This is a genomic window from Tanticharoenia sakaeratensis NBRC 103193 (genome assembly GCF_000963885.1).
GTDB classification, from domain to species: domain Bacteria; phylum Pseudomonadota; class Alphaproteobacteria; order Acetobacterales; family Acetobacteraceae; genus Tanticharoenia; species Tanticharoenia sakaeratensis.
In genome coordinates, this window is record NZ_BALE01000010.1 from 64,896 (window position 1) to 87,513 (window position 22,618).

Sequence of the window (22,618 nt, forward strand, 5' to 3'; positions counted from 1 at the left end):
TGATGATCGAAGAATCGCCTGCTTTCAGACATCGGTCGCCGTTCGGAGGAACAACCGGATTGGCGCTCCGCATTTCGGGGCGATGCGTCAGCGCTGCTCACGTTAGGTAGCATTGTCTCCGGAGCGGGTGCTTCAGGCGGGTGAGTCCCAGGGCATGACGCCAACCATTCAGCGGGGCAGGGCTCAGGAACGGTCGTTGGTTGCTCCCAAGCCGGGCGCTGCCTCGGATGCTCCCGCGACGCTCTCCTGACGCAGGAGCGCGGTCAGCCCGTCGCGACAGTTCGGATAGATCCAGTCCAGCCCCAGCGCGGCCTTGGTCCGGGTATTGTCCACGACACGGCGGTCGGCCCAGAAGCTGCGCGCCATCGGCGACATTGTGGGCCATGCCTCTTCGAGCGTATGGGCCGCAGGCGGCGCAACTCCGAGAAGAGCGGATGCATATTCGGTGACGACGTAACTCGGGCTCGGTTCGTCGTCGACGAGGTTGAGGATGCGCGTGCCCTGCGTTGCCGTAGCCATGGCGGCCAGCGTAGCTTGGGCGATGTCATCCCGATGAATGCGGCTGAAGACGTGGCCGGGTGCTACGGTGCGGCGCGCGGTTCCGGCGCGCAGCGCATCGAATGCAGATCGGCCCGGGCCGTAGATTCCGCCGATGCGCATGATGTCGAGCGGAATGGCGTGACGGGAGGCGACCTCCTGCCAGAACGCCTCGGCGGCCAGACGGGCCTGACCGCGCGGGCCGCACGGATCGGGCGTCGTCGTCTCGTTCACCCGGGCGCCCTGCGCGTCGCCATAGACGCCGGTCGTCGAATAATAGCCGATCCAGCGCAGGTTCGGCGCGGCCATCAAGGCATCGCGGAAGCAGAGGGCGGGATCGACACCGTCTTTCGGCGGCAGGCTGACCAGAAGATGTGTCGCGCGGGCGATCGCAGGCGCTGCCGCATCGAACGCAATCCGGTCCAGCCCATCCGCCGCGTGCGCGTCCGGATCGCGCACCGTTCCGGAGACTGCAAAGCCCGCCGCCTGCGCCGCTACCGCGCGACCGCAATAGCCCAGTCCCAGAATCAGGAGTGTCTTGTCCATGAATGCGAGGGTGGGCGTGTCGTCGGGCGCACGTCAACGATTTCGGCCCGCGCCGTGACTGCAGTATGGAAGGCGCCATGAGCCACAGGCCTTCCTCGATCCTTGTCATCCGCCACGGTGCGTTCGGTGACTTCGTCCAGTCCTTCGCACCCTTCGAAGCCGTGCGCGCCCATGCGCCGCAAGCCCGCATCACGCTGCTCACGACGCAGCCTTTCGTGTCGTTCGCCGCGCAGAGCCCCTGGTTCGACACCGTGCTGGCGGATCCGCGTCCTGACTGGCGCGATCCGGTGGGGCTGTGGCGTCTGAGGCGTATCCTGCGCGGGGCCGATCTGGTGGTCGATCTGCAGACCTCGCGTCGGACGCAGACATATTTCCGCCTGGCCGGCCGGCCGGTCTGGTCCGGGCATGTTCCCGGAAGCGCTCTGCCGCATGACAATCCTCGGCGCGACGACATGCACACGCGGGCACGTCAGGCCGATCAATTGCGTCGTGCCGGGATCACGCCGGTCGAGCGAGCGGATATCTCGTGGCTCCAAGGGCCGTCCGGCATGCCGCAGGACCGGCCCTATGCGCTGCTGGTCCCGGGAGCGGCCCCGCATCGGCCGGCGAAACGCTGGCCCGTTGCCCGGTTCGCGGCCCTTGCGACGGCGTTTGAGGCCGCAGGCATTCGTCCCGTGATCGCAGGCGCGGCCCATGAGACGCCGCTTGCAGACGCCATCCGGGCGGTGTGCCCGTCGGCGCTGGACATGACGGGCCGGACCGACCTCGTGGGGCTGGCGCGGCTGGCAGCCGGCGCTGCGTTCGCCGTTGGCAACGATACCGGCCCGATGCATCTCGCAGCCGAGATGGGCACGCGCAGCGTCGTCCTGTTCTCCGGCGACAGCAATCCCGCCCTGACCGCGCCGGTCGGGCGCATGGCGGGGCAGGTGAGCATCCTGAGGTCCGACGATCTGGCGCGGATTTCCGCCGAAAGGGTTGCAGCTCTCCTGCTTTGACGCCATGAAAAGGGCGCCACCGCCGACCGTATGGCGGACCACGCTTGATCTGGAGAGTTCCGATGCCCGCGATCACCCTTCCCGACGGTTCCGTCCGCACATTCGAGGGGCCGGTCACGGGAACCACGATCGCGGCCAGCATCGGCCCGGGCCTTGCCAAGGCGGCACTGGCCATGATCGTCGACGGCGCCGAGCGCGACCTGTCGACCGAGATCGCGCAGGATGCCTCCGTGCGGTTCATCACCCGCAAGGACGAGGCGGCGCTGGAGATGATCCGGCATGATGCGGCGCATGTGCTGGCAGAGGCCGTGCAGTCTCTCTGGCCGGGCACGCAGGTCACCATCGGTCCGCCGATCAAGGACGGCTTCTACTACGATTTCTTTCGCAACGAGCCGTTCACGCCCGAGGATTTCGAGGCGATCGAGGCGCGCATGCGCGAGATCATCGCAGCCAACGCGCCGTTCGAGCGCGAGGTCTGGGACCGCAACGAGGCGATCGCGTATTTCGAGGACAAGGGCGAGCGCTTCAAGGCCGAGCTGATTCGCGACCTGCCGGAAAGCGAGGCGATCTCGATCTATCGCCAGGGCGCATGGCTCGATCTCTGCCGTGGGCCGCATATGCGCGGGACGGGCGATGTCGGCTCCGCGTTCAAGCTGATGAAGGTCGCGGGCGCCTACTGGCGGGGCGACCATCGCAATCCGATGCTGACGCGGATCTATGCGACGGCCTGGCGCGACGGCAAGGAGCTGGATGCGTACCTGACCCGTCTGGAAGAGGCGGAGCGCCGCGACCATCGCCGGATCGGCCGCGAGATGGACCTGTTCCATATCCAGGAAGAGGCGACCGGCTCGATCTTCTGGCACCCGAAGGGCTGGCGTCTCTACACCACGCTGACCGACTACATGCGTCGTGCGCAGACACGGGGCGGATATCAGGAGGTGCGGACGCCGCAGCTCGTGGATCGCTCGCTGTGGGAGGCGTCAGGCCACTGGGACAAGTATCGCGAGCACATGTTCATCGCGACGGTGGAGGACGAGGACAAGACCCTCGCGCTGAAACCCATGAACTGCCCGTGTCACGTGCAGATCTTCCGCCATGGCCTGCGCTCCTATCGTGAGCTGCCGCTGCGCATGGCGGAGTTCGGCGCCTGCCATCGCTATGAGCCGTCGGGCGCCCTGCACGGCATCATGCGCGTGCGCGGCTTCACGCAGGACGATGCGCATATCTTCTGCACGGACGACCAGATCGCGCCGGAGACGGCGAAGTTCGTGGCGATGCTGAGCGAAGTATACACCGACCTCGGTTTCGAGAGCTTCCGCGTGAAATTCGCCGACCGTCCGGAACAGCGGGCCGGCAGCGACGAGAGCTGGGACAAGGCGGAGCAGGCATTGAAGGATGCCTGCGCGCTGGCAGGCGTCGAGTACGAATACAATCCGGGCGAAGGCGCATTCTACGGCCCCAAGCTCGAGTTCGTGCTGACGGATGCGATCGGCCGTGACTGGCAGTGCGGCACGCTGCAGGTGGATTACGTTCTGCCCGAGCGTCTCGATGCGTCCTATATCGGCGAGGATTCCGCGCGCCATCGGCCCGTCATGCTGCATCGTGCGATCCTGGGCAGCTTCGAGCGCTTCATCGGCATCCTGATCGAACAGTTTGCCGGCAAGTTCCCGCTATGGCTTGCGCCTGTGCAGGTGGTCGTGGCGTCGATCGTCACCGATGCGGCCCCTTATGCGGAGGAGGTCGTCGCGGCGCTCAAGGCGGCCGGCCTGCAGGCCGAGGCGGACGTGCGCAACGAGAAGATCAACGCCAAGATCCGCGAGCACAGTCTGGCCCGCGTGCCGGTCATCCTCGTCGTCGGCCGTCGCGAGGCCGAGAATCGACAGGTCGCTCTGCGCAGGCTCGGCGGCGCGGCACAGGAGGTTCTGGACCTCGATGCGGCCATCGCAGCGCTGGGTGCGGAGGCTACGCCGCCCGATCTGCGCTGACATGTGCAGAATGCGGCACGGGCGCGCGGAGTCTCGCCTTGCACGCCGGGCAGCGGCGCATTATGTCCGGCGGGTCAGGCCATGTGCTGTCGCGCGTGCGTGCCGTTGAAGTAAACCTTCGGTGAACGGCAAACCCGGAACGGGTTTCGTGCGATAGGCATTGCCGGACAGAGTTTGACGACCGACAGGAGCCGACCATAGCCAGACCGCCGATGCAAGCCGCGCCTACTCGTGAAGGGCCGCGCGTCAATGAAGAAATCCGCGTGCCGCAGGTGCGCCTGATCGATGCCGATGGGGAAATGATCGGCGTGATGCAGACGCGCGACGCGTTGGCCCAGGCCTATGGCGTAGGCCTCGATCTGCTTGAAATCAGCCCGACGGCCGAGCCGCCTGTCTGCAAGATCCTCGACTACGGCAAGTTCAAGTACGAACAGCAGAAGAAGCGGAACGAGGCGCGCAAGAAGCAGAAGGTCATCGAGATCAAGGAAGTCAAGGTTCGTCCGAATATCGACGAAAATGACTACATGGTTAAGATGAAGGCGATGAATACGTTCATCGACGACGGCGACAAGGTCAAGGTCACGCTTCGCTTCCGTGGTCGCGAAATGGCGCATCAGGAACTTGGCATCAAGGTTCTCGAGCGCATTCGCGTTGCCATGGACGAGAAGGCGAAGGTCGAGCAGATGCCGCGTCTTGAAAATCGCCAGATGGTCATGGTCCTTGCGCCGCGCTGATCGCACGCCGGTCATGAAGATCTGAAAAAAGCCCGGGCTTCACCCCGGGCTTTTTTATTGTCTGGCTGGCCGTCGAAACGAGCGTGACGCAGCTCTTCATGTCGCGCAGCAGGCCGAGGCAGACATCGCGCACGCCCTCTGCACATCTATTGCTAAGGAACCTCAATCGTCGTTCGGCAATCGAATGATGCTGATAATCGCAAAGCAGTATGCGGTGGATGAGACGGCTTCCTGTTCACGGAACATCGACTCGCCCGGTCTGATGCACAGAAGCCGCCTTTTTCAGATGAATAGGCGCCCGTTCAGGCATTGGCCGCTACCTGGAACAGCCGGGCCGGATAAACAGGAAAGCCTGATACAGAGCAGAACGCTTCCGCATCCGAACATGCTTTTTATCTGGCATCTGATCGGTTTCGCTCAACGCTTGGGATGACGCGTATGCCACCGCGATATCATCGATCCTGAGCGTATCCCGCTTCTTGCGGACGCTGCGGAAAAAACAGGCAGAAAGTTGCGGGCGACAGCTCTGAACCACGCCCGCACATCAAGGACCACATTCGACGGATGGATCAGTGCGAGTGACCGCGGCCCGTCTTGTTCTGCAGCGCATCGATCTTCTTCGATGCACCCGCCTTGCTGAGATCGGGCTCGAACAACTCGCCCGCTTCCTCGCATAGCGTCTTGAGATAGGACGCCTGTGCACCGGTCATGCTTTCGCCGCCCGTGCTCCAGTCGTCAGGGTTTTTCTCGGTGTTGGACGGCAGATCCTGCTCGTCCGCGGCCGGTACTTTCGGGTTCTTGCTCATGAAGGCACAACGCGTATGTTCGCATTGTGTTCCCAAAAATCACGGAGCCAGGATCGCCGTGCCTGAGGCGGTGACCTGAACATCCTGGGTCTGCGGCGTGCTTTGTGGCGAGGCGAAACGGGCGGCCATCATGACCTGCGGTCGAAAGCCCCCTGATGTCGCAAGGTTGACCGTCTTGAACCGCACGACATGCAGCCCAAGTGCTTCTGCCGCCGCCCGCGCCTGCGCCTGCAGTGCATGAATCGCGTTCAGGCGCGCCGTGGCGACCAGCGCGTCGCGATGCTCCGGCGAGATCGACCAGTCGAGGCCGGAAACCCCCAATCCCTGTGCCTGGAGCGCTGCCACGGTCTCGAGAACGACCTTGCCGTCGTCCTTCTGGCCTGTGCTCCTGATGCGGATCGTCTGCTGCGCGACCCAGTGCGCGGGCTTGTCGGTATTCTGGGAGGCCTCGTATTCGGCGCGCGTGACATCAATGCCGGGATGACCCTTTGCCGTCGTCATCGCCCGATCGACCATCGTGTTCAGCGTGCCCTGCGCTGTCGACAGGCTCGCGGATGTCGCCTGCGCGAAGAGGGTAGCCGTGAAGGTATCGGGACTGGCATCCGCCCGCCCTTCGGCATCGAGGCTGAGTTCGGTGGAGGGATCCGTGGGCGTAGCCTGTGCCCAGACAGTGACGGGCATGGCGATGAGAACGCCGCCGACGGCGACCCTCGACAGCAGGGACAGGAACAGCATTGTGTAAAAAACCGTGCGTTATGAATGACGAAGCAGTTGCAACGCACGGCGCAGCCGGTCGATCCCCGGTCTTACATGTCCTGAATCGCACAGGCGGGCCCCTTGGGTCTCCAGCAGGCGGACATTCTGGAACGAGGCGGGAGCGCGGGTTTCAATGGTGCGCTCGAGCGTGTGACAGTAGGCGAGACTGTCGGTCGTCACCACGACGGCGTCGCTCGCCGGGTGCCAGCCGAGCTGTTCCGCATCCGGCGCTGCGGCACATAGCAGCACGACGGACGTGGCACTCACGAAAATCAGGGATCGCACCATCATGCGCTGCCTGATACCAAAACGGGGGTTGCGGACAGATGGGACGCGGATGAATCCTGCGTCATGCTGTTGCGATCCGTGCGAGGCGGCGGCTTGGTGGCGAGCGGCAGGACGAGGGCCACCCGCAGGCCGGGATTACGCCGCGACAGCTCCAGATGTCCGCCATGGAGCTGGGCGATGGCCTGAACCAGCGACAGGCCAAGGCCCGCGCCGGGTGTATTGCGCGCCGTCTCGGCACGGAAAAAGCGCTCCGAAGCCCGCGCGAGATCGCTCTCGTTCATGCCGATCCCTTCATCGGACACGGCAATCGTGACCCGACGCTGCGGCGCCGATTTCGAATCCACGGCGCAGGACAGCGTGATCGTCGAAGCCTGCGGCGAAAACTTGATCGCGTTGTCCAGCATGTTGGCAACGGCCTGCTGGATCATCCTCTGATCGCCGTAGAATTGCTGCTCGCCGGGCAGGGCGGTCGTCAGTGTGAGATGCGCGTCCTCGGCGGCGGCGCTGTAGAGTTCGCCGATATCCGTCAGCACCGTCGCCAAGTCGAACGTCTCGAACGCCGCGCGTCGCGCGCCCGCCTCGATCTGCGCGATACGCATCAGGGCTTCGAAGACCGCGGTGACATGATCGAGATCGCTGACGGCGCGTTCGATCGCGCCGCGCAGCTCGTCCGTCGTGTGGCAGTTCAGCGCCGCGTCCTCGAGCTGGGCGCGTGCGCGCGAGATCGGCGTGCGCAGGTCGTGGGCGATGGCATTGGAAACCTGCCGGACGCCGTCCATCAGACGGACGATGCGGTCCAGCATCTCGTTGACGACGACCGCCACGAGATCGACCTCGTTGCCCATCAGCGGCACGCGCTGCGCCATGTCGCCATGGGTGATCGCGGCCGTCGTACGGGCGATGGAGGAGACGATGCGCTTGAAGATGCCGCGCACGACAAGCGCGCCGCCGACCGCCAGCAGCGTCACCATCACCCACGACCAGACCAGCGTGTCCGCCAGCAGCGGCCGCAGGATCGCGCGGCCCCGGATGTCGCGCCCCACGATGATCCGGCAGCCGCCCGGCAGGTCGTAGGCATGCAGCAGCGACGTCGCCTTGACGCCGTCGCGCAGGATCGCGCGTTCGTAGTTCACGTCCGTCCGGGTGACGTTCCGGGGCCAGCTGACGAGATTGCCCTCGATCTTGCGGCCGTCGGGTGCGACCAGCAGATAGATCGCATCGTCATCGACGTTCTGCTCGAGCCGGTCCTGGATCGCGAGCACGAGTCCGGGCAGGCCATCCTGCACCCAGTGCTCGGCCAGCGCATGGTAGTCGGCATCGACCGCCTGCTCGACCTGACGTTCCATGAGACCTGTGGTCCGCCACCACAGGAACGACAGGAACAGCGCCGACGACAGCGCGTACAGAAGCCCGTAGGCCAGCGAGAAGCTCAGGCCCGCCGAGCGCAGCCTGAGCCGGACGAAGGCTACGATGGTGCGCATCATGGCGGAGTGTCGCGTCCTATTCCGCGCGCAGGATGTAGCCGGCGTTGCGGATCGTGTGGATCAGTGCGGTATCGAACGGCTTGTCCACCTTCTGCCGCAGGCGTGAGACATGGACGTCGATTACGTTGGTCTGCGGGTCGAAGTGATAATCCCACACCCGCTCCAGCAGCATCGTGCGGGTCACCACCTGGCCTGCATGACGCATCAGGAATTCCAGCAGGCGGAATTCGCGGGGCTGGAGATCTATCCTCTCGTTGCCGCGCTTGACCGTGCGCGAGAGCAGGTCGATCTCGAGATCGGCGACGCTCAGCTTCGTCTGCGGTGCCTGTTCGGCCCGGCCGCGACGCGCGAGCGCCTCGACACGCGCCAGCATCTCGGAAAAGGCGAACGGCTTGGTCATGTAGTCGTCGCCGCCCGCCTTCAGGCCGGCCACGCGTTCGTCCACGTCGGCCAGTGCCGAGAGAATGAGGACGGGCGTCGCGTTGTTCTGCGACCGCAGGGTCTGGAGAATACGCAGGCCGTCGATCCCGCCGGGCAGCATCCGGTCAAGGATGACGAGATCGAAGTTCTCGCTGACCGCCATGAACAGGCCGTCCTTGCCATTGTCCGATTCCTCGACCACGTGTCCCGCTTCACGCAGGCCCTTGGCGGTGAAGCTCCGAACGGTCGGATCGTCCTCGACCAGCAGAATACGCATGAAATCGTCCGCTCCCTCGATCACGCGTGCGGCGGCGATCGGCCGTCGCTCATGCGCCCGGCTCTCAAATTAGTCCGTTACGCAGCGCTCCGATAGGGCGCACAGGGATCGACGGGAGCGGTGCATGGCCCGCAGGCGATCGAAACCGTTATCCGCAGGCCGCAGCTGCGGCGGTTTCGGGCGGACGGCGGCGTGCGATATGGAACGGGACCATCGTCTTGCCCACGTCGTCCCACAGCGTGTGGCTGGCGATCTAGCGGACGGCTTCGCGAAAGCCGATCGTCTTGACGTTCTGAAACACCGCATGGGCCTCATGACAGTCGGCAAGGCGATAGTTCGGAATGCCGGGCGCTGCATGGTGGATGTGATGCAGACCGATGCTGCCGGAAAACCAGTTCAGGACGGCGGGCAGGCGCAGAAACGAACACCCGGTCAACGAGGCCTCGAAAGGGTCCCAGGCGTCCTGCCCGACCCAGTGAACGCCTTCGAACTTATGCTGCACGAGAAACAGCCAGACGCCGATGATGCTCGCCGGATAGATCACACAGAGGGTGACGAGGCCGACGGTCGCAAATCCGAACGCATATCCGAGGCCGCCGTACAGAAGGACGAGGCACAGATTGGTCAGATGAACCCCGAGACGCTCGCGCCGCCAGGCGCTGGGTGTGTCGAACGGGATGCGATACACGATGAAGAAGATGATAGGCGGCATCAGCAGCAATGCAATGACGGGATGCTTCGACAGGCGATAGACCGCCTTCTGCATCGAGGTCATGGCATGATATTCGGAGATCGTGATGCAGTCCGAATAGATGTCGGACAGGCGCCCGCGGCTGTCGATGTTGTTCCATCCGGCGTGATGGAGCGCATGATGGCTCCGCCAGTGGTCGTATGGTGTCAGCGTGAGCAGGGAACACAGACGTCCGACCAGCGCATTGGCGCGCGCGCCCGGGAACAGCGAGCCATGTCCGCAATCGTGCTGCAGCGTGAAGGTCCGGATCGCAAGGCCGGTCGCGACCGGTGCGAGCAGCAGAACCATGCGGTGCCCATGCGCGAGACCCACGAGCAGGACCGCGTAACAGACGAGCAGGGCGCCGACGGTCGAAACCGTCTGGCCGATGCTGGTCAGCAGGTCGGGGCGCTGGAAGCTCTTGACCGAACGGATCGTCTCCGCGCGCTCGATCGGGCAGAAGGGGGATGCCTCGGCATTCATGCAGACCTCAAAATCCGGAAACGCCGATTTCGGTCTGTGTTAATGAGCACGCCCCGGTGTGGCAAGCAGAACGCCGGGGTGAGATTTGAATTGTCACATTTCACGCGGCGTCGCGTGCCGCGCGGGGGAGCGTCTCTTATTCGTTGGCGTCTGCCGGCCGGCTGCCGACCTTGACCGGAACGTCGCGCTTCTGACCGTGGCGGGAGATGTTCAGCGTCAGCGTCGCCCCGGGGCGGGCGGCGGCTACGTCGCGCAGGAGTGCCCGGGCACTGTCGACAGCGGTGCCATTGACGCTGAGCACGACATCGGAGCGTTTGAGGCCGGATTTCATCGCAGGCCCTCCGTCATCCAGCCCTACAATGGTCACGGCATTGTCGCCGTCATCCAGCACGACGCCGAGCCAGCCATGGTCGATGTGACCGTGGCGGCGCAGTTCCTCGACGATGGGTGCCACGTATTCGGACGGAATGCTGAACCCGACGCCGACCGATCCGCCGGTCGGCGAGACGATGGCCGTGTTGATGGCGACGACCTGCCCGCGCATGTTGAAGGCCGGTCCGCCCGAATTGCCGGGATTGATCGGCGCGTCGAGCTGCAGGAAGTCGTCGAGATCGCCGGCCTCGATATCGCGTCCACGGGCCGAGACGATGCCGGCCGTGACCGACGAGCCGAAACCGAACGGGTTGCCTGCCACCAGAATCCAGTCGCCGACCTCGACGGAGCGGCTGTCGCCCCATGTGACGAAGGGAAGGGGCTTCGGACTGTCGACCTTGATGACCGCGATGTCGGTCAGCTCGTCCACGCCCAGCAGACGCGCGGGCAGTTCCTGTCCATTGTAGAGCGACACGGTCACGATATCCGCATCGCCCACGACATGGTTGTTCGTCACGATGATGCCGGACGGATCGATGATGAAACCCGACCCCGCGCCCAGAACCTCTTCCTGACGCTGGCGCATCCGGTCGCGATAGCGCTTCTCGAACGGCGTTCCGCGCAGCTGGGCCGGCACGTGTCCCGCGTTGGCGCTGCTGTTCTGTGTGATCGCGATGTTCACGACGGCCGGGACGACGCGCTTGACCAGCGGCGCGAAGGTCATCGGCCGGGATTCGACCAAGAGTGGCGGGGGCGGTCCGGTCACGGACGGCGCCGGTGGTGCGACCGTTGGCGGAAGCGTATCCGGGGACGGCAGGTGCGCGGCGGCAGGGGGCTGCGATGGATCGACAGCGGGTTGCGGCGCGGCGGACGCCGGAGCGGGCGCGTCGGCGGCGCGAGGCTCCGTGCCCCAGACAGCCAGGCCCGCAGCGCAACCTGCCAGAGCAACCAGTCCGGCCGTCAGGGAGAAACGGAAGGAACTCATCGAGAATGCGGTGCCGTCATGCCCGGAACGATAGCGCACCTGTCCGAAAGCGCCATATCTATCCGAAGGGACGGTTCCGGATGCCGATACGGCACGACCCGCGCAGGTGCCGGAACACTGTTCCGCCGGCTGTGTCTGCGAGTGGACGCAGGGCGGTCGATTGGCTAGAGAGCGCTCCCCGCCCGTCCCGGCTGCGGGATGATGTTTTCCTTCTGCCGTGCGAGGTGGCTTCAGTTGGGTATGCCCGCGACAACACCCATGACACGCCCGGATCTCGCACGCCGGATCGCGGGCGCCTCTGCGATGCCCATGATCATGGGCATCCTGAACGTGACGCCGGATTCATTTTCCGATGGCGGCCGGTTCGACGACGTGTCGCGCGCGCTCGACCATGCCCGCGAGATGGCGGCGGACGGCTGCGACCTGCTCGATCTCGGCGGCGAGTCCACCCGTCCCGGCGCAACGCCGGTCAGTGCCGAGGAAGAGGCGGCCCGCGTGCTGCCGGTCCTGCGGGCGCTTGTCGCCGCTCTGGACGTCCCCGTCTCCGTGGATACCAGCAAGGCCAGCGTCGCCCGGGCGGCGCTCGAGGCCGGTGCCGCGATCATCAATGACATCTGGGGCCTGCAGGGCGACCCGGACATGGCCGCCGTCGTCGCAGCCGGCAATGCCTGGGTCGTCGTCATGCACAACCGCCATGACATCGATCCTGCCTGCGACATCGTGGCTGACATGCGCCGGTTCTTCGATCGTACGCTGGAGATCGCGGATCGTGCGGGGATCGCACGGGACCGGATCATCCTCGATCCCGGGATCGGCTTCGGCAAGACGCCGACACAGAACCTGCGCTGCATCGCCCGCCTTGACGATCTGTCGGATTACGGTTTGCCGATCCTGCTGGGAGTTTCGCGCAAATCCTTCATCGGTCACGTGCTGGGGCGCGATGTCGGTGCGCGCCTGTGCGGGACATTGGCCGCGGGCCTCGCGGGTGTCGGGCGTGGCGCATCGATCCTGCGGGTGCACGATGTGGCAGCGCATGTTGACGCTGTTCGCATGACGGCCGCGATTGCGGAGAGCGCATCATGACGGATACGGGGTTTGCCCGCACGACGCGCCTGAGGGTGCGCGATCTGTGCGTGTTCGCGCGTCATGGCGTGATGCGGGAGGAGACGCGCCTCGGCCAGCGGTTCTTCATCGACATCGACGCGGAGGTTGAGATCGACGCCGCCATCCGCGACGACGATTATGTGCAGGCCGTGTGTTACAGCGCGTTAAGCGATCTGGCGGTCAACATCGCCCGAGATCGTACGTTCCGTCTTATCGAGACGCTGGCCGATCGCATCGCGGATGCGGCCTTGGCCGCGCAGGCACGCATCGTCTGGATCGAGGTCGGCGTGCGCAAGCCCGGTGCGGCGGTGCCGCATGCGCTCGACCATGTCGCGGTGTCCGTGCGGCGGCAGCGGGCCCGGCTGGCCGCCTTTTCATTCGGCAGCAACCAGGGCGAGCGGGAGACGATCCTCCAGTCGGCGCTGGCCCTGCTCGGCACGGCTGAGGGCGTCAGGATCGCGCACGTGTCCTCCCTGTATGACACGGTGCCATGGGGCGGCGTGGCGCAGGAGGGGTTCGTCAATCTCTGCGTGACGGCGCGAACGACGCTCGGCCCCCATGCGCTGCTCCGGCTGTGCAAGGAGATCGAAGCCTCGCTCGGGCGGGCGCCGGCGGTCCGGTGGGGCCCGCGCGTCATCGACGTCGATCTGCTGTTCCTTGACGATATCGCCTGCGCCGACCCGGTGCTGACGCTCCCCCATCCGCATCTGGGTGGTCGCGCCTTCGTCCTGGCCCCGCTGGCCGAAATCGCGCCCGATCATCGTGTCGCGGGACGCACGGTTGCGTCTCTGCTCGCGGCATTGCCGCGCAAGCCCGGCGATGCCGAACGACGCTCCATGGAGGCAGACATATCCCATGAAGACTGAAGGATTGCGGCCGCTGGGGCCGATCGATCGCCCGGCCGACGCGGACGTGCGCATTGCGCGCGCCGTGCGCGACCTGCTCGAGGCACTGGGCGAAGACGTCTCGCGTGAAGGATTGCACGACACGCCGCAACGTGTGGCGCGGATGTATCTCGAGGCGCTGGGGGGACTGCACGCGGATCCCCGTGAGCCGCTGCGCACCCGCTTCGTGGCCGATCACCACGAAGGACCGGTGATCGTGCGCGATATTGGCTTTCACGCGATGTGCGAGCATCACCTGCTGCCGTTCTTTGGCCGCGCGCATGTGGCCTACCTGCCGGATGCCGGCGTCCTGACGGGGTTGAGCAAGATAGCCCGAACCGTCGAGGTATTGGCACGGCGTCCGCAGCTTCAGGAGCGCCTGACGGATCAGATCGCGCAGGCTCTGGTCGAGACGCTGGCTCCGCGTGCCGTTCTCGTCGTGGTCGAGGCCGAGCATCTGTGCATGGCGATGCGCGGCGTGCGCGCACATGGCGCGCGCACGATCACGATGAAGGCGCGTGGAATCTGGGCTGACGATCTGGCGGCCCGTGCGGAAATCATGGCGCTGCTGAAGGCGTGACCGGGAGGGCCGATCGCGCCCGACCGATCACCGACCGACTTTTTCAAATTTCAGCACGAAATTGTCGGCTTCCCCGATCGCCTGATATTTCGCGCGGTCCTTGTCGCCGAGCGCGAGTGACGGGGGAAGCGTCCACACGCCCTTAGGCCAGTTCGCCGTATCGCGCGGATTGGCATTGATTTCGGATGTGCCGACCAGCCTGAATCCGGCCTTCTCGATCATCCGGATAGCATAATCCTGTCGGACGTAACCGTCGGCAGCCTTCGGGTCCTGCGGGGCTCGTGTGTTGCCGCGATGATCCTCGATGCCGAGAATACCATGCGGTTTCAGTGCATGATGGATGCCGCGCAACAGTGTCTGCGCGTCGCCTTCGCTCATCCAGTTGTGCAGATTGCGAAACGTCAGGACGAAATCGGCGCTGCCCGCTGGAGCGGGCGCCGGATGGTGCAGACCGAACGCGGTGAGATGTACATGGTCATAGACCGCAGGCGCCCCATCCAGCATCGCTTTCAGCTTGGGCGAAAGACCGAACTCCCGTTCGATCGGCGTGCCGTCCGGCTGGCCGAGTGCCAGGTCATAGGTGCCGTGATCGTGCAGGTAGGGTGCAAGGATCTGCGTCCAGTATCCGCCGCCCGGCCAGATTTCGACGACCGTCGATGACGGTGTGATGCCAAAGAACGACAGTTCCGCGACCGGATGCCGTGCGCCATCCCGATCGACGAGTTTCGGGGACCGGGTGGGCGCATGAACGGCCTGCGTCAGTGCCGGATCATCGGCATGGGACGCGACGGGAAACGCCAGGATGCTCAGGGCGACGGCCCCGGCCGACAGGAAGGCGCGATGCGACATGATTGAAGGAGCTCCGCAGGAAGGATTTCAGGCGTGGAGCATGGCACATGGTGCGCTGCGGCACATGTGACGTCCGCACCATGATCGGCAGGATAGCGACGGGCGATCACATTCCCGGCACGTTTTCGACGAACCCAACCCGGAAATGATTCGTTGCACCCCGCACGCGACAAAACGGGAAGGTGCTGTGTGAGACATTGGGACGATGACGCCATTGCGCGGAGCAGGCGGCGATGAGGCGCGCATGTGGCCGGCGCATTGCATCCGGCCTCGGCGCGACACTGGCCAGTGTCTTCCTGTCCGGCTGCGGGACGCCCGGTTCGTCATTCATGTCGCCGGGCGGGATCGTTGCGGCAAGCCAGCGTCACTGGCTGATCGAGATCCTGCTGATACTGACCGTCGTGGCCGCTCCGATCTTCATCGGACTTCCATTATGTATCTGGCGCTACCGGCGCCACGCGGGTGGGGCATACCGGCCGAACTGGGGGCTCTCCCGTCCCTTGGAATATGTGATCTGGGGCGTTCCGTGCCTGATCGTGCTGCTGCTCTCGTTGCTGGTCATCGGGCCGGAAAACCGGTTTTCGCCCTACGATCCGCTGCCCGGTCCGCCGCCTTTGCGGGTTCAGGTCGTCGCCCTGAACTGGAAATGGCTGTTCATCTATCCGGATCAGCACGTGGCAAGCGTCGACAAGCTCGCAATCCCCGCCGGTCGTCCGGTGCGGTTCTTCCTGACCAGTGATTCGACGATGCAGTCCTTCTTCATCCCGGCGCTGGGCAGTCAGATCTATGCGATGGCGGGGATGGTGACGCAGCTGAACCTTCAGGCCATCAACCCCGGCCATTTCGACGGCAAGAACACCCAGTTCAACGGTATGGGCTTCCAGGACGACCGGTTCGACGTCGAGGCCCTGTCGGAGAACGATTTCCAGGCCTGGATCAACCGCCTGAAAACCCAGCCGCGGCTTGATACGGCCACATACGCCGTGATCGCCCGTCAGGGTTCGGCGCAGGAAGCGGCCCACACGCTTGCCCAGGCCTCGTCACTGACCGGAATGCCGAGTTTTTCCGAAGCACCGCCGGATCTCTTCAAGTCCGTCGTCGATCGATACAGCCCGAGCATGGCCACGAAGTAAGGACATCCAGCGATGCTGTCACAAAATATCCGTTTCGCGGTGTTCGGAAACCTGAGCTTTTCGGCCCTGCCGTTCTACAGCGTCATTGCAACGATCGCCGCATCCATGGTCGTGCTCGGTGCGATTGCGTGTATCGTCGTCATTACCCGGGCGAAAGCCTGGACGTATCTGTGGAAAGAGTGGTTCACGAGCGTCGATCACAAGCGGGTCGGCATCATGTATGTGATCGTGGCACTGATCATGCTGCTGCGGGCCGCGATCGAGGCGATCCTGATGCGTGTGCATCAGGCGACCGCCTTTCAGCAGCAGGGCATCCTGCCGCCCGAGCATTTCGCGCAGCTTTTCACGACCCATGGCACGATCATGATTTTCTTCATGGCGATGCCGTTCCTGATCGGGCTTTTCAATCTCATCATGCCGCTGCAGATCGGCGCCCGCGACGTGTCGTTCCCGGTCATGAATTCGGTCAGTCTCGGCATGACGATCGGCGGCAGCGTTCTGATGATGATCTCGCTCGTCCTGGGCAAGTTCTCGACCGGCGGCTGGTCCGGCTATCCGCCCTATACCGAACTGGCCTTCAGCAATGACATGGGCGTCGATTACTGGATCTGGGCGCTGACACTGAGCTCGCTCAGCACGACCATGACCGGCATCAACTTTGCAGCCACGATCTACAAGAAGCGCTGCGAGGGAATGACGCTGATGGCCATGCCCCTCTTCACGTGGACATGCCTGTGCACGTCCATCCTCATGATCTTCGCCATGCCGGCGATCACGCTCGCGACAGCACTGCTGGCGCTCGACCGCTATGCGGACATGCATTTCTTCACAAACGGCATGGGCGGGAACATGATGAACTACATCAACATGTTCTGGCTGTTCGGCCATCCGGAAGTCTACATCCTGGTGCTGCCCGCCTTCGGTGTCTTTTCCGAGACGATCGCGACGTTTTCGGGAAAGACGCTTTATGGCTACACGTCGCTGATCTACGCGACGATGGTCATCGCCGTTCTCTCGTTCACCGTCTGGCTGCACCACTTCTTCACGATGGGGCAGGATGCGAACGTGAATGCGATCTTCGGCATTGCGACCATGCTGATCGGCATCCCGACGGGCGTGAAAATCTACGACTGGCTGCTGACGATGTTCCGCGGCGAGATCCGTCTGACGGTGCCGATGCTGTATGCCATCGGCTTCATGATCCTGTTCACGATCGGCGGGTGCGCGGGCATCGTTCTGGCCAACCCGGGCGTCGACTATCAGGTTCACAACACCCTGTTTTTGGTGGCGCATTTTCACAACGTCATCATTCCCGGAACCCTGTTCGGGATGCTGTCCGGCTATCATTACTGGTTCCCCAAGGCGTTCGGTTTCCGCCTGAGTGAGACCTGGGGACGCCGTGCCTGCCTGTGCTGGATTGCAGGTTTCGTGCTCGCATTCTTCCCGCTCTATGCGCTCGGGCTGCTCGGCATGCCGCGTCGCACGGCGGAGTATTTCGATCCGGCCTATCGTCCTTGGACGCTGATCGCGGCAGTCGGCGCGCTCATCATCGCGGCAGCGCTGGCGTGCCTCGTGATCCAGCTCGTGGTCAGCATCCGCGACCGCGCACAGCAGGCGGTGCCGATCGGCGATCCGTGGGACGGGCGCACGCTCGAATGGTCGATCGCGGCCCCGCCACCCGAGTACAATTTCGCCGTGCTCCCGACGGTCCATGGCCGCGATGCCTTCCTCGACGCCAAGCATGACGGTTCGGCCTATCGCGCGCCGGAGCATTACGAGGACATCGTTCTTCCGAAGAATGCCGCGATCGGCCCGGTCATCTGCGTGGCCGGGGGCGCCGCAGGCTTTGCCCTGACGTGGCACATCTGGTGGCTCGCGATCGTGGGTGTCGCCACCATGTTCGCAGCGCTCATCGTGCGCAGTTTCAACCGCGACACGGAGCGGGTGATTCCCGCCGCCGAGGTGCGCGAGACCGAAGAAGCGTGGCTGCGTCTGGCTCACAGTCTCCCGCCTCGTGACCGCAATGCGGAACTCAGCATCGAAAACGAAGGGCTTGCGACGGTGGCAGCAGAATGAGCGGGCAGGTAAAGCAGCATCCGGGTCTCAACCTGCATCGGGAGGATGCCGAGACCCGCGACCAGACCGAGGAAGTCCTGTTCGGCTTCTGGGTTTTCCTCATGAGCGACCTCGTGCTGTTTTCGCTCCTGTTTGCGACCTACGGCACGATGCTGCACTCGATGGCGGGCGGCCCGGGTCCGAAGCAGCTGTTCGACATCAGGAATGCCGGTATCGAAACGGTGGCACTTCTGCTCAGCACGTTCAGCTTCGGGCAGGCCTCGCTTGCCATGAAATATGACGATGCTCCGGGCCGCGTACAGACCTGGCTGCTGGTGACGCTGGGCCTGGGCCTCGTCTTTCTCGGATACGAGATCTACGATTTCGTGGACATGATCGGCAAAGGCGGCCCGCCCAGCCGGTCGGGCTATCTGTCGTCGTTCTTCGCGCTGGTGGGAACCCACGGGCTGCACGTAACGTGCGGCTGTGTCTGGATCATCGTCATGATCGCACAGGTCAGGATGTTCGGGCTCGACACGCTCGTGAAGACGCGCCTGCTGCGCCTGGGCCTGTTCTGGCACTTCCTCGACGTGATGTGGGTCGGGATCTTCTCTGTCGTGTATCTGCAAGGACTGGTCGGATGAGCGCGCAGGACGCAAAGGAACGAGCGCACGACGCCCGGGTCTATCAGGTCGGGCTCGTGCTCGCGCTCGTATTGTCAGCCGTGCCTTTCGGTGCCGTCGCACTGGGGCTGCTCCCGGCATCGGGCCTGCTCTGGATGATCGCGATCTGCGCAATCGTGCAGATTCTCGTCCATTTCCGCTGCTTCCTGCATATCGACCTGTCGTCCAATCATCGGCACGACCTGCAGCTCATCCTGTTTTCGGTGTGTATCGTGATCCTGATGGCCGGCGGCACGCTGTGGGTGATCGGCAATCAGCGCGCGATGATGATGTGATCGCAGCCCTCGAGTGCTGCGATCGTCGCAAGGAAGGGCAGGCGTGCTGCCGCATGGCGGCTGCGTAGATCGGCGACGGGGGCCAGAGCCTGAAGCGCTTCCCAGCCGGGCGGGAGCAATGGTTGCTCCTTGCGCAGCAGGGCCTCGAGCGCATCCAGTGCGCTGCGGCAGTCGTCCAGCCCCTGATCCGGAATGGACGATGCCAGCACGGCAGCACTTGCGCGCCCGATCTGGCAGGCGTTGAGTTTGTGTCCATAGTACGTAACACGACCTGCCTCGACGCACAGGTCGACCCGGATCCGGCTGCCGCAGACGCGCGAACGTGCTTCCGCGCTGCAACTCGGCGCGGGGAGCGGACCGATGACGGCGGCGGTTCGGGCCAGATCCGCGATCTCAGCGGAGTAGGCCGGTGATGCAAGGGGCGTGTGGCCGGTCATGGAGCGTGATCGTTCATGGACATTAAACATGGATGCGCCCGCGCGTTTGACAATCCATGTCATGTGCATGGCCGCGTCGCTTTCGATCGTGCCGGCACATGCAGCGTCGCCCGTGTTCAATGACATCACGTTCGGCGCCCAGATCGAGGGCGGTCTGATGGCCAATCCCGCGCGTCCGGCCGATGCCCTGGATTTTGGCCAGTTCTCCCCCGACCATGCCAACCAGCCCCAGCTCGACCAGCTCACGCTGACGCTGACCAAGCCGGTTGATGACATCGGTGGCGGCTATGGTCTGGGGGCCAATCTGCGCGTGCTCTATGGTGCGGACGCCCGGTATTACGCAATCGCCGGAATTTCGGACAAGCTGTTGAGCGGGCGCTATCAGATCATGCCGGTCTTCGCCAATGTCGCGGCACATCTGCCATGGCTGACCAAAGGCGGGCTCGACGGGCAGTTCGGCGTGCTGACCTCGCCCATGGGTGTGGAAACTCTCGATCCGACAACTCGCGCCTTCTACACCCTGGCCTATACGACCGAATATTCGACGCCGTTCGAGCATGTCGGCGCGATCTTCCAATGGCATCTGGACCCTCTGCTGGACGTTCAGTTCGGCATCGATACCGGAAACCAGACGTCGTTCGGCCGTGGAGACAACAATGCAGAGCCTGCGGGCTATGTCGGACTTTCCGGTCATGGCCTCGCCCATGGCGCGCTTGCATTCACATATCTGCTGCGCATCGGGCCGGAAAATTCCGTTCGGGCACTGGGCATGCGGGCGAACGCGGCCCAGCGCGTCTGGAACGACCTGAACGCGACCTGGCAGATGACCCAATCGCTCAACGGGACCATCGAATTCAACACCGTGCACGACGACGGGCTGCATGCATCGACCTACAGCGTCGTGACATGGCTCGCCTGGCAGATGTCGCCCGATCTCACGCTGAACTACCGCGGCGAGCTCTATCGCGACAACAGCGGCGGTTTCGTCACGCAGTTTCAGTCCGATACGGCCTATGCGCGCGTCCTTCTCGGGGCACCGGCGCCTGTATCGAACGCACCGGCCACGACCTATGGCGCGCTCAGCCTGAATGCGAGCTGGCGCCCGAAGCTGGGGCATGGCGTCAGGCTGTTCCAGCTCCGTCCCGAAATCCGCTTCGACCGGTCGTTGAACGGGACCGCTCCGTTCAACGGCTTCCGTAATTGCGGCATGTTCACATTCGGCGGCGACGCGACACTCGGATTCTGAAAGACCACCTGATGCAGGGAACGACAATGGGCGACATGCGATGAGCAGCGCTGAACATGAAGAGGGACGACGACTGGTCCCTGGTGCGCTGGCAGCGCTCGGCATCGTCTTCGGCGATATCGGCACAAGCCCGCTCTATACGTTCCAGACCGTGATGAACGACACCGGGGGCGCCACCGACCCGGAGACCCTGCTGGGCGGGTTTTCGCTTCTGGTCTGGACGATGGTGATCGTCGTCGCCCTCAAATACGCAGTCCTCGTGATGCGCGCCGACAACCGGGGGGAGGGCGGCATTCTCGCCCTCCTGTCGCTGGTCGGGCCCCGTTTCGGGGCATCATGGCATTCCCGCGCGACGCTGCTTGCGGCAGCGGGCCTGTTCGGCGCGGCCCTGTTGTATGGCGACGGCGCCATTACGCCTGCGATCTCGGTCCTCAGCGCCATCGAAGGCATCGGCGTCGTAGCGCCTCACGTCCACGCCTATGTCCTGCCGGCGGCTGTCGTGGTCCTGTTCGGGATCTTCATGATCCAGCCCTTGGGCACGGCCCATATCAGCAAGGTCTTCGGGCCGGTGATGGCGCTCTGGTTCGCGCTGATCGGCATTCTCGGCATCCATGAAGCACTGTCGATGCCGCGCGTGTTCGTCGGCCTCGATCCGATCCATGGCCTGCGTTTCCTGCTGGTCCATTACCAGCGCAGTCTGGTGATCCTCGGCGCCGTGTTCCTCTCGGTTACAGGCGCCGAAGCGCTCTATGCCGACATGAGTCACGTCGGACGGCCCAGCGTGCGTCTGGCTCTGGGTGTCGTCGTGCTGCCGATGCTGATCCTGAGCTATGCGGGCCAGACGGCCTACCTGCTGGCGCATCCGAGCAATACCGCCAATCCGTTCTTTGCGATGTTGCCGCACCCGATGATCCTGCCGGTCGTGGTGCTTGCGACCCTTGCGACCATCATTGCAAGCCAGGCGATCATCACGGGCGCCTATACGCTCACACGGCAGGCCATGCAGCTCGGCTGGTTCCCCGGCCTCAACATCCGCCAGACTTCGGATACCGAATACGGGCAGATCTACGTGCCCGTCGTGAACTGGATACTGATGATGGTGACGCTGGCCGTCGCCCTGTTCTTCCGGTCGTCCGACAATCTGTCCGGGGCCTACGGCACCGCTGTTTCCACCACGATGCTCATGACGACGATCCTGATGTTCGACGTCATGCGCAAGAAGTGGAACTGGCCGTTTGTCGTGGCCGGCGGCATCGCGCTGTTCTTTGGCGCGATCGACATGGTGTTCTTCGTGGCCAACCTGATGAAGATCGCCCGCGGCGGCTACGTGCCGCTGGCGATTGGGCTGGCGATCTTCATCATCATGACGACATGGCGGCGCGGCGTCGATCTCATGCGCGAAGGCTTCGCCCCGCTGGGAGAGCGGGCGAGCGATGTGCTGGCGCAACTCGATAACGGCACGCTCATGCGCACGCCGGGCAGCTTCGTGTTCCTCTCTCGCTACGACAGCGCGGTGCCGCCGCTGGTCGCGCGCCATGTCGCGGATTTCCAGTCGCTTCCCGAGGTCACGGTCGCACTCAACGTCAGCTTCGAGTCGGTGCCCCGTATCCTCGAACAGGACCGGATGCAGGTCCGTCGCACGGCGGAGAAGATGTGGCAGATCGGCGTGAAGTTCGGCTTCGTCGAGATCCCGAACCTGTTTGCCGTGCTGCGCGAGGCCAAGGAGCTGGGCTGTCAGGTCGATCTGTCCGAGGTGCTGTTCATCGTGGGGGATGACGACATCGTGGCCAGTGATCAGAAAACCCGCATGAACATGTTCCGCAGGCTGCTGTTCGGCTTTCTCTACCGCAACGCCGTGCGTGCGCCGGACCGCTTCACGCTGCCGCGCGAGCGCCTGATCGAGATCGGGCATCAGGTCGGGATCTAGCGCGCGATCCCGCCATATGCGGACGGTGCGAGCCTGCCGCGGCACCT

General features: G+C 64.3%; 22 protein-coding genes. 12 read left to right on the top strand and 10 right to left on the bottom strand.

Going from position 1 to position 22,618, the window contains the following annotated elements; genetic code table 11:
* Positions 1 to 183: 183 nt before the first annotated feature.
* On the bottom strand, positions 184 to 1,083 hold the full coding sequence (locus B8446_RS04150; protein WP_048847540.1) for a Rossmann-fold NAD(P)-binding domain-containing protein: 900 nt from the start codon (positions 1,081 to 1,083) through the stop codon (positions 184 to 186).
* 77 nt (positions 1,084 to 1,160) lie between these two features.
* On the opposite strand from B8446_RS04150, the gene B8446_RS04155 reads away from it, so the two are divergent.
* The 3 genes from B8446_RS04155 to infC all read left to right on the top strand — a co-directional run bounded on the left by B8446_RS04155 (position 1,161) and on the right by infC (position 4,797).
* Positions 1,161 to 2,078, top strand: coding sequence for a glycosyltransferase family 9 protein (locus tag B8446_RS04155; RefSeq protein WP_048847542.1), 918 nt, complete (start codon positions 1,161 to 1,163; stop codon positions 2,076 to 2,078).
* Between the two features lie 62 nt (positions 2,079 to 2,140).
* On the top strand, positions 2,141 to 4,063 hold the full coding sequence (gene thrS, locus B8446_RS04160) for a threonine--tRNA ligase (protein ID WP_048847544.1): 1,923 nt from the start codon (positions 2,141 to 2,143) through the stop codon (positions 4,061 to 4,063).
* Positions 4,064 to 4,275: 212 nt separating this feature from the next.
* Entirely contained in the window at positions 4,276 to 4,797 is a 522-nt protein-coding gene (gene infC / locus B8446_RS04165; RefSeq protein WP_048847546.1) for a translation initiation factor IF-3, read from the top strand.
* Between the two features lie 569 nt (positions 4,798 to 5,366).
* On the opposite strand, the gene B8446_RS04170 is transcribed toward infC, so the two are convergent.
* The 7 genes from B8446_RS04170 to B8446_RS04200 all read right to left on the bottom strand — a co-directional run bounded on the left by B8446_RS04170 (position 5,367) and on the right by B8446_RS04200 (position 11,398).
* Positions 5,367 to 5,603, bottom strand: a complete 237-nt coding sequence (locus tag B8446_RS04170; protein ID WP_048847549.1) for a DUF3072 domain-containing protein — start codon at positions 5,601 to 5,603, stop codon at positions 5,367 to 5,369.
* Between the two features lie 39 nt (positions 5,604 to 5,642).
* Positions 5,643 to 6,338 carry an SIMPL domain-containing protein gene (locus tag B8446_RS04175; protein ID WP_048847551.1) on the bottom strand — a complete coding sequence of 232 codons (696 nt, stop codon included), beginning with the start codon at positions 6,336 to 6,338 and terminating at the stop codon, positions 5,643 to 5,645.
* Between the two features lie 18 nt (positions 6,339 to 6,356).
* Complete coding sequence (locus B8446_RS04180; RefSeq protein ID WP_048847553.1) at positions 6,357 to 6,650, bottom strand: hypothetical protein; 294 nt, start codon at positions 6,648 to 6,650, stop codon at positions 6,357 to 6,359.
* Positions 6,647 to 8,131, bottom strand: coding sequence for a sensor histidine kinase (locus tag B8446_RS04185; RefSeq protein ID WP_084712062.1), 1,485 nt, complete (start codon positions 8,129 to 8,131; stop codon positions 6,647 to 6,649). The genes B8446_RS04180 and B8446_RS04185 overlap by 4 nt, the downstream gene beginning before the upstream one ends.
* A 16-nt stretch (positions 8,132 to 8,147) precedes the next feature.
* Entirely contained in the window at positions 8,148 to 8,828 is a 681-nt protein-coding gene (locus tag B8446_RS04190) for a winged helix-turn-helix domain-containing protein (protein WP_048848002.1), read from the bottom strand.
* Between the two features lie 253 nt (positions 8,829 to 9,081).
* The gene (locus tag B8446_RS04195) at positions 9,082 to 10,041 is read right to left on the bottom strand and encodes a fatty acid desaturase family protein (RefSeq protein ID WP_048847555.1); all 960 of its coding nucleotides are present in this window, start codon (positions 10,039 to 10,041) and stop codon (positions 9,082 to 9,084) included.
* A gap of 136 nt (positions 10,042 to 10,177) precedes the next feature.
* A complete protein-coding gene (locus B8446_RS04200) occupies positions 10,178 to 11,398 on the bottom strand; it encodes a S1C family serine protease (protein WP_084712089.1) in 1,221 nt (406 codons plus the stop codon).
* Positions 11,399 to 11,656: 258 nt separating this feature from the next.
* Here B8446_RS04200 and folP point away from each other — a divergent pair, with 258 nt between their 5' ends.
* The 3 genes from folP to folE are packed head-to-tail and all read left to right on the top strand — an operon-like array spanning position 11,657 to position 13,966.
* Positions 11,657 to 12,481, top strand: a complete 825-nt coding sequence (gene folP, locus B8446_RS04205) for a dihydropteroate synthase (protein ID WP_048847556.1) — start codon at positions 11,657 to 11,659, stop codon at positions 12,479 to 12,481.
* Positions 12,478 to 13,368 (top strand): 2-amino-4-hydroxy-6-hydroxymethyldihydropteridine diphosphokinase, encoded by an 891-nt coding sequence (gene folK, locus B8446_RS04210; RefSeq protein WP_048847558.1) that lies wholly within the window; start codon positions 12,478 to 12,480, stop codon positions 13,366 to 13,368. Before folP ends, folK begins: the two co-directional genes overlap by 4 nt.
* Positions 13,358 to 13,966, top strand: a complete 609-nt coding sequence (folE, locus tag B8446_RS04215) for a GTP cyclohydrolase I FolE (RefSeq protein ID WP_048847560.1) — start codon at positions 13,358 to 13,360, stop codon at positions 13,964 to 13,966. The genes folK and folE overlap by 11 nt, the downstream gene beginning before the upstream one ends.
* 27 nt (positions 13,967 to 13,993) lie before the next feature.
* On the opposite strand, the gene B8446_RS04220 is transcribed toward folE, so the two are convergent.
* On the bottom strand, positions 13,994 to 14,815 hold the full coding sequence (locus B8446_RS04220; RefSeq protein ID WP_053053696.1) for a class I SAM-dependent methyltransferase: 822 nt from the start codon (positions 14,813 to 14,815) through the stop codon (positions 13,994 to 13,996).
* 233 nt (positions 14,816 to 15,048) lie between these two features.
* Between B8446_RS04220 and B8446_RS04225 the strand changes: the two genes are divergently transcribed.
* The 4 genes from B8446_RS04225 to B8446_RS04240 are packed head-to-tail and all read left to right on the top strand — an operon-like array spanning position 15,049 to position 18,961.
* Positions 15,049 to 15,948: a cytochrome c oxidase subunit II gene (locus B8446_RS04225; protein ID WP_048847562.1), complete on the top strand. Its 900-nt coding sequence runs from the start codon at positions 15,049 to 15,051 to the stop codon at positions 15,946 to 15,948.
* A gap of 39 nt (positions 15,949 to 15,987) precedes the next feature.
* A complete protein-coding gene (locus tag B8446_RS04230) occupies positions 15,988 to 18,024 on the top strand; it encodes a cbb3-type cytochrome c oxidase subunit I (RefSeq protein ID WP_048848008.1) in 2,037 nt (678 codons plus the stop codon).
* Positions 18,021 to 18,647, top strand: a complete 627-nt coding sequence (locus B8446_RS04235) for a cytochrome c oxidase subunit 3 (protein WP_048847565.1) — start codon at positions 18,021 to 18,023, stop codon at positions 18,645 to 18,647. Before B8446_RS04230 ends, B8446_RS04235 begins: the two co-directional genes overlap by 4 nt.
* Entirely contained in the window at positions 18,644 to 18,961 is a 318-nt protein-coding gene (locus B8446_RS04240; RefSeq protein WP_048847567.1) for a cytochrome o ubiquinol oxidase subunit IV, read from the top strand. The genes B8446_RS04235 and B8446_RS04240 overlap by 4 nt, the downstream gene beginning before the upstream one ends.
* Here B8446_RS04240 and B8446_RS04245 read toward each other — a convergent pair.
* Entirely contained in the window at positions 18,940 to 19,398 is a 459-nt protein-coding gene (locus B8446_RS04245) for an iron-sulfur cluster assembly scaffold protein (protein WP_048847569.1), read from the bottom strand. The genes B8446_RS04240 and B8446_RS04245 overlap by 22 nt on opposite strands.
* Before the next feature lie 67 nt (positions 19,399 to 19,465).
* On the opposite strand from B8446_RS04245, the gene B8446_RS04250 reads away from it, so the two are divergent.
* Positions 19,466 to 20,644, top strand: a complete 1,179-nt coding sequence (locus tag B8446_RS04250; protein ID WP_241767628.1) for an outer membrane beta-barrel protein — start codon at positions 19,466 to 19,468, stop codon at positions 20,642 to 20,644.
* A gap of 40 nt (positions 20,645 to 20,684) precedes the next feature.
* Positions 20,685 to 22,571 carry a potassium transporter Kup gene (locus B8446_RS04255; protein ID WP_048847571.1) on the top strand — a complete coding sequence of 629 codons (1,887 nt, stop codon included), beginning with the start codon at positions 20,685 to 20,687 and terminating at the stop codon, positions 22,569 to 22,571.
* Positions 22,572 to 22,618: the final 47 nt, after the last annotated feature.

Excerpts from the sequence above, each read along its gene's own strand:
- B8446_RS04175 (WP_048847551.1), bottom strand. The coding sequence starts at position 6,338 with ATGCTGTTCCTGTCCCTGCTGTCGAGGGTCGCCGTCGGCGGCGTTCTC.
- thrS (WP_048847544.1), top strand. The coding sequence starts at position 2,141 with ATGCCCGCGATCACCCTTCCCGACGGTTCCGTCCGCACATTCGAGGGG.
- B8446_RS04240 (WP_048847567.1), top strand. The coding sequence starts at position 18,644 with ATGAGCGCGCAGGACGCAAAGGAACGAGCGCACGACGCCCGGGTCTAT.
- B8446_RS04235 (WP_048847565.1), top strand. The coding sequence starts at position 18,021 with ATGAGCGGGCAGGTAAAGCAGCATCCGGGTCTCAACCTGCATCGGGAG.
- B8446_RS04185 (WP_084712062.1), bottom strand. The coding sequence starts at position 8,131 with ATGATGCGCACCATCGTAGCCTTCGTCCGGCTCAGGCTGCGCTCGGCG.
- folP (WP_048847556.1), top strand. The coding sequence starts at position 11,657 with ATGACACGCCCGGATCTCGCACGCCGGATCGCGGGCGCCTCTGCGATG.
- B8446_RS04195 (WP_048847555.1), bottom strand. The coding sequence starts at position 10,041 with ATGAATGCCGAGGCATCCCCCTTCTGCCCGATCGAGCGCGCGGAGACG.
- B8446_RS04225 (WP_048847562.1), top strand. The coding sequence starts at position 15,049 with ATGAGGCGCGCATGTGGCCGGCGCATTGCATCCGGCCTCGGCGCGACA.
- infC (WP_048847546.1), top strand. The coding sequence starts at position 4,276 with ATGCAAGCCGCGCCTACTCGTGAAGGGCCGCGCGTCAATGAAGAAATC.
- B8446_RS04180 (WP_048847553.1), bottom strand. The coding sequence starts at position 6,650 with ATGATGGTGCGATCCCTGATTTTCGTGAGTGCCACGTCCGTCGTGCTG.
- B8446_RS04200 (WP_084712089.1), bottom strand. The coding sequence starts at position 11,398 with ATGAGTTCCTTCCGTTTCTCCCTGACGGCCGGACTGGTTGCTCTGGCA.
- B8446_RS04150 (WP_048847540.1), bottom strand. The coding sequence starts at position 1,083 with ATGGACAAGACACTCCTGATTCTGGGACTGGGCTATTGCGGTCGCGCG.
- folK (WP_048847558.1), top strand. The coding sequence starts at position 12,478 with ATGACGGATACGGGGTTTGCCCGCACGACGCGCCTGAGGGTGCGCGAT.
- B8446_RS04190 (WP_048848002.1), bottom strand. The coding sequence starts at position 8,828 with ATGCGTATTCTGCTGGTCGAGGACGATCCGACCGTTCGGAGCTTCACC.
- B8446_RS04170 (WP_048847549.1), bottom strand. The coding sequence starts at position 5,603 with ATGAGCAAGAACCCGAAAGTACCGGCCGCGGACGAGCAGGATCTGCCG.
- B8446_RS04245 (WP_048847569.1), bottom strand. The coding sequence starts at position 19,398 with ATGACCGGCCACACGCCCCTTGCATCACCGGCCTACTCCGCTGAGATC.
- B8446_RS04255 (WP_048847571.1), top strand. The coding sequence starts at position 20,685 with ATGAGCAGCGCTGAACATGAAGAGGGACGACGACTGGTCCCTGGTGCG.
- B8446_RS04155 (WP_048847542.1), top strand. The coding sequence starts at position 1,161 with ATGAGCCACAGGCCTTCCTCGATCCTTGTCATCCGCCACGGTGCGTTC.
- B8446_RS04250 (WP_241767628.1), top strand. The coding sequence starts at position 19,466 with ATGGCCGCGTCGCTTTCGATCGTGCCGGCACATGCAGCGTCGCCCGTG.
- folE (WP_048847560.1), top strand. The coding sequence starts at position 13,358 with ATGAAGACTGAAGGATTGCGGCCGCTGGGGCCGATCGATCGCCCGGCC.
- B8446_RS04220 (WP_053053696.1), bottom strand. The coding sequence starts at position 14,815 with ATGTCGCATCGCGCCTTCCTGTCGGCCGGGGCCGTCGCCCTGAGCATC.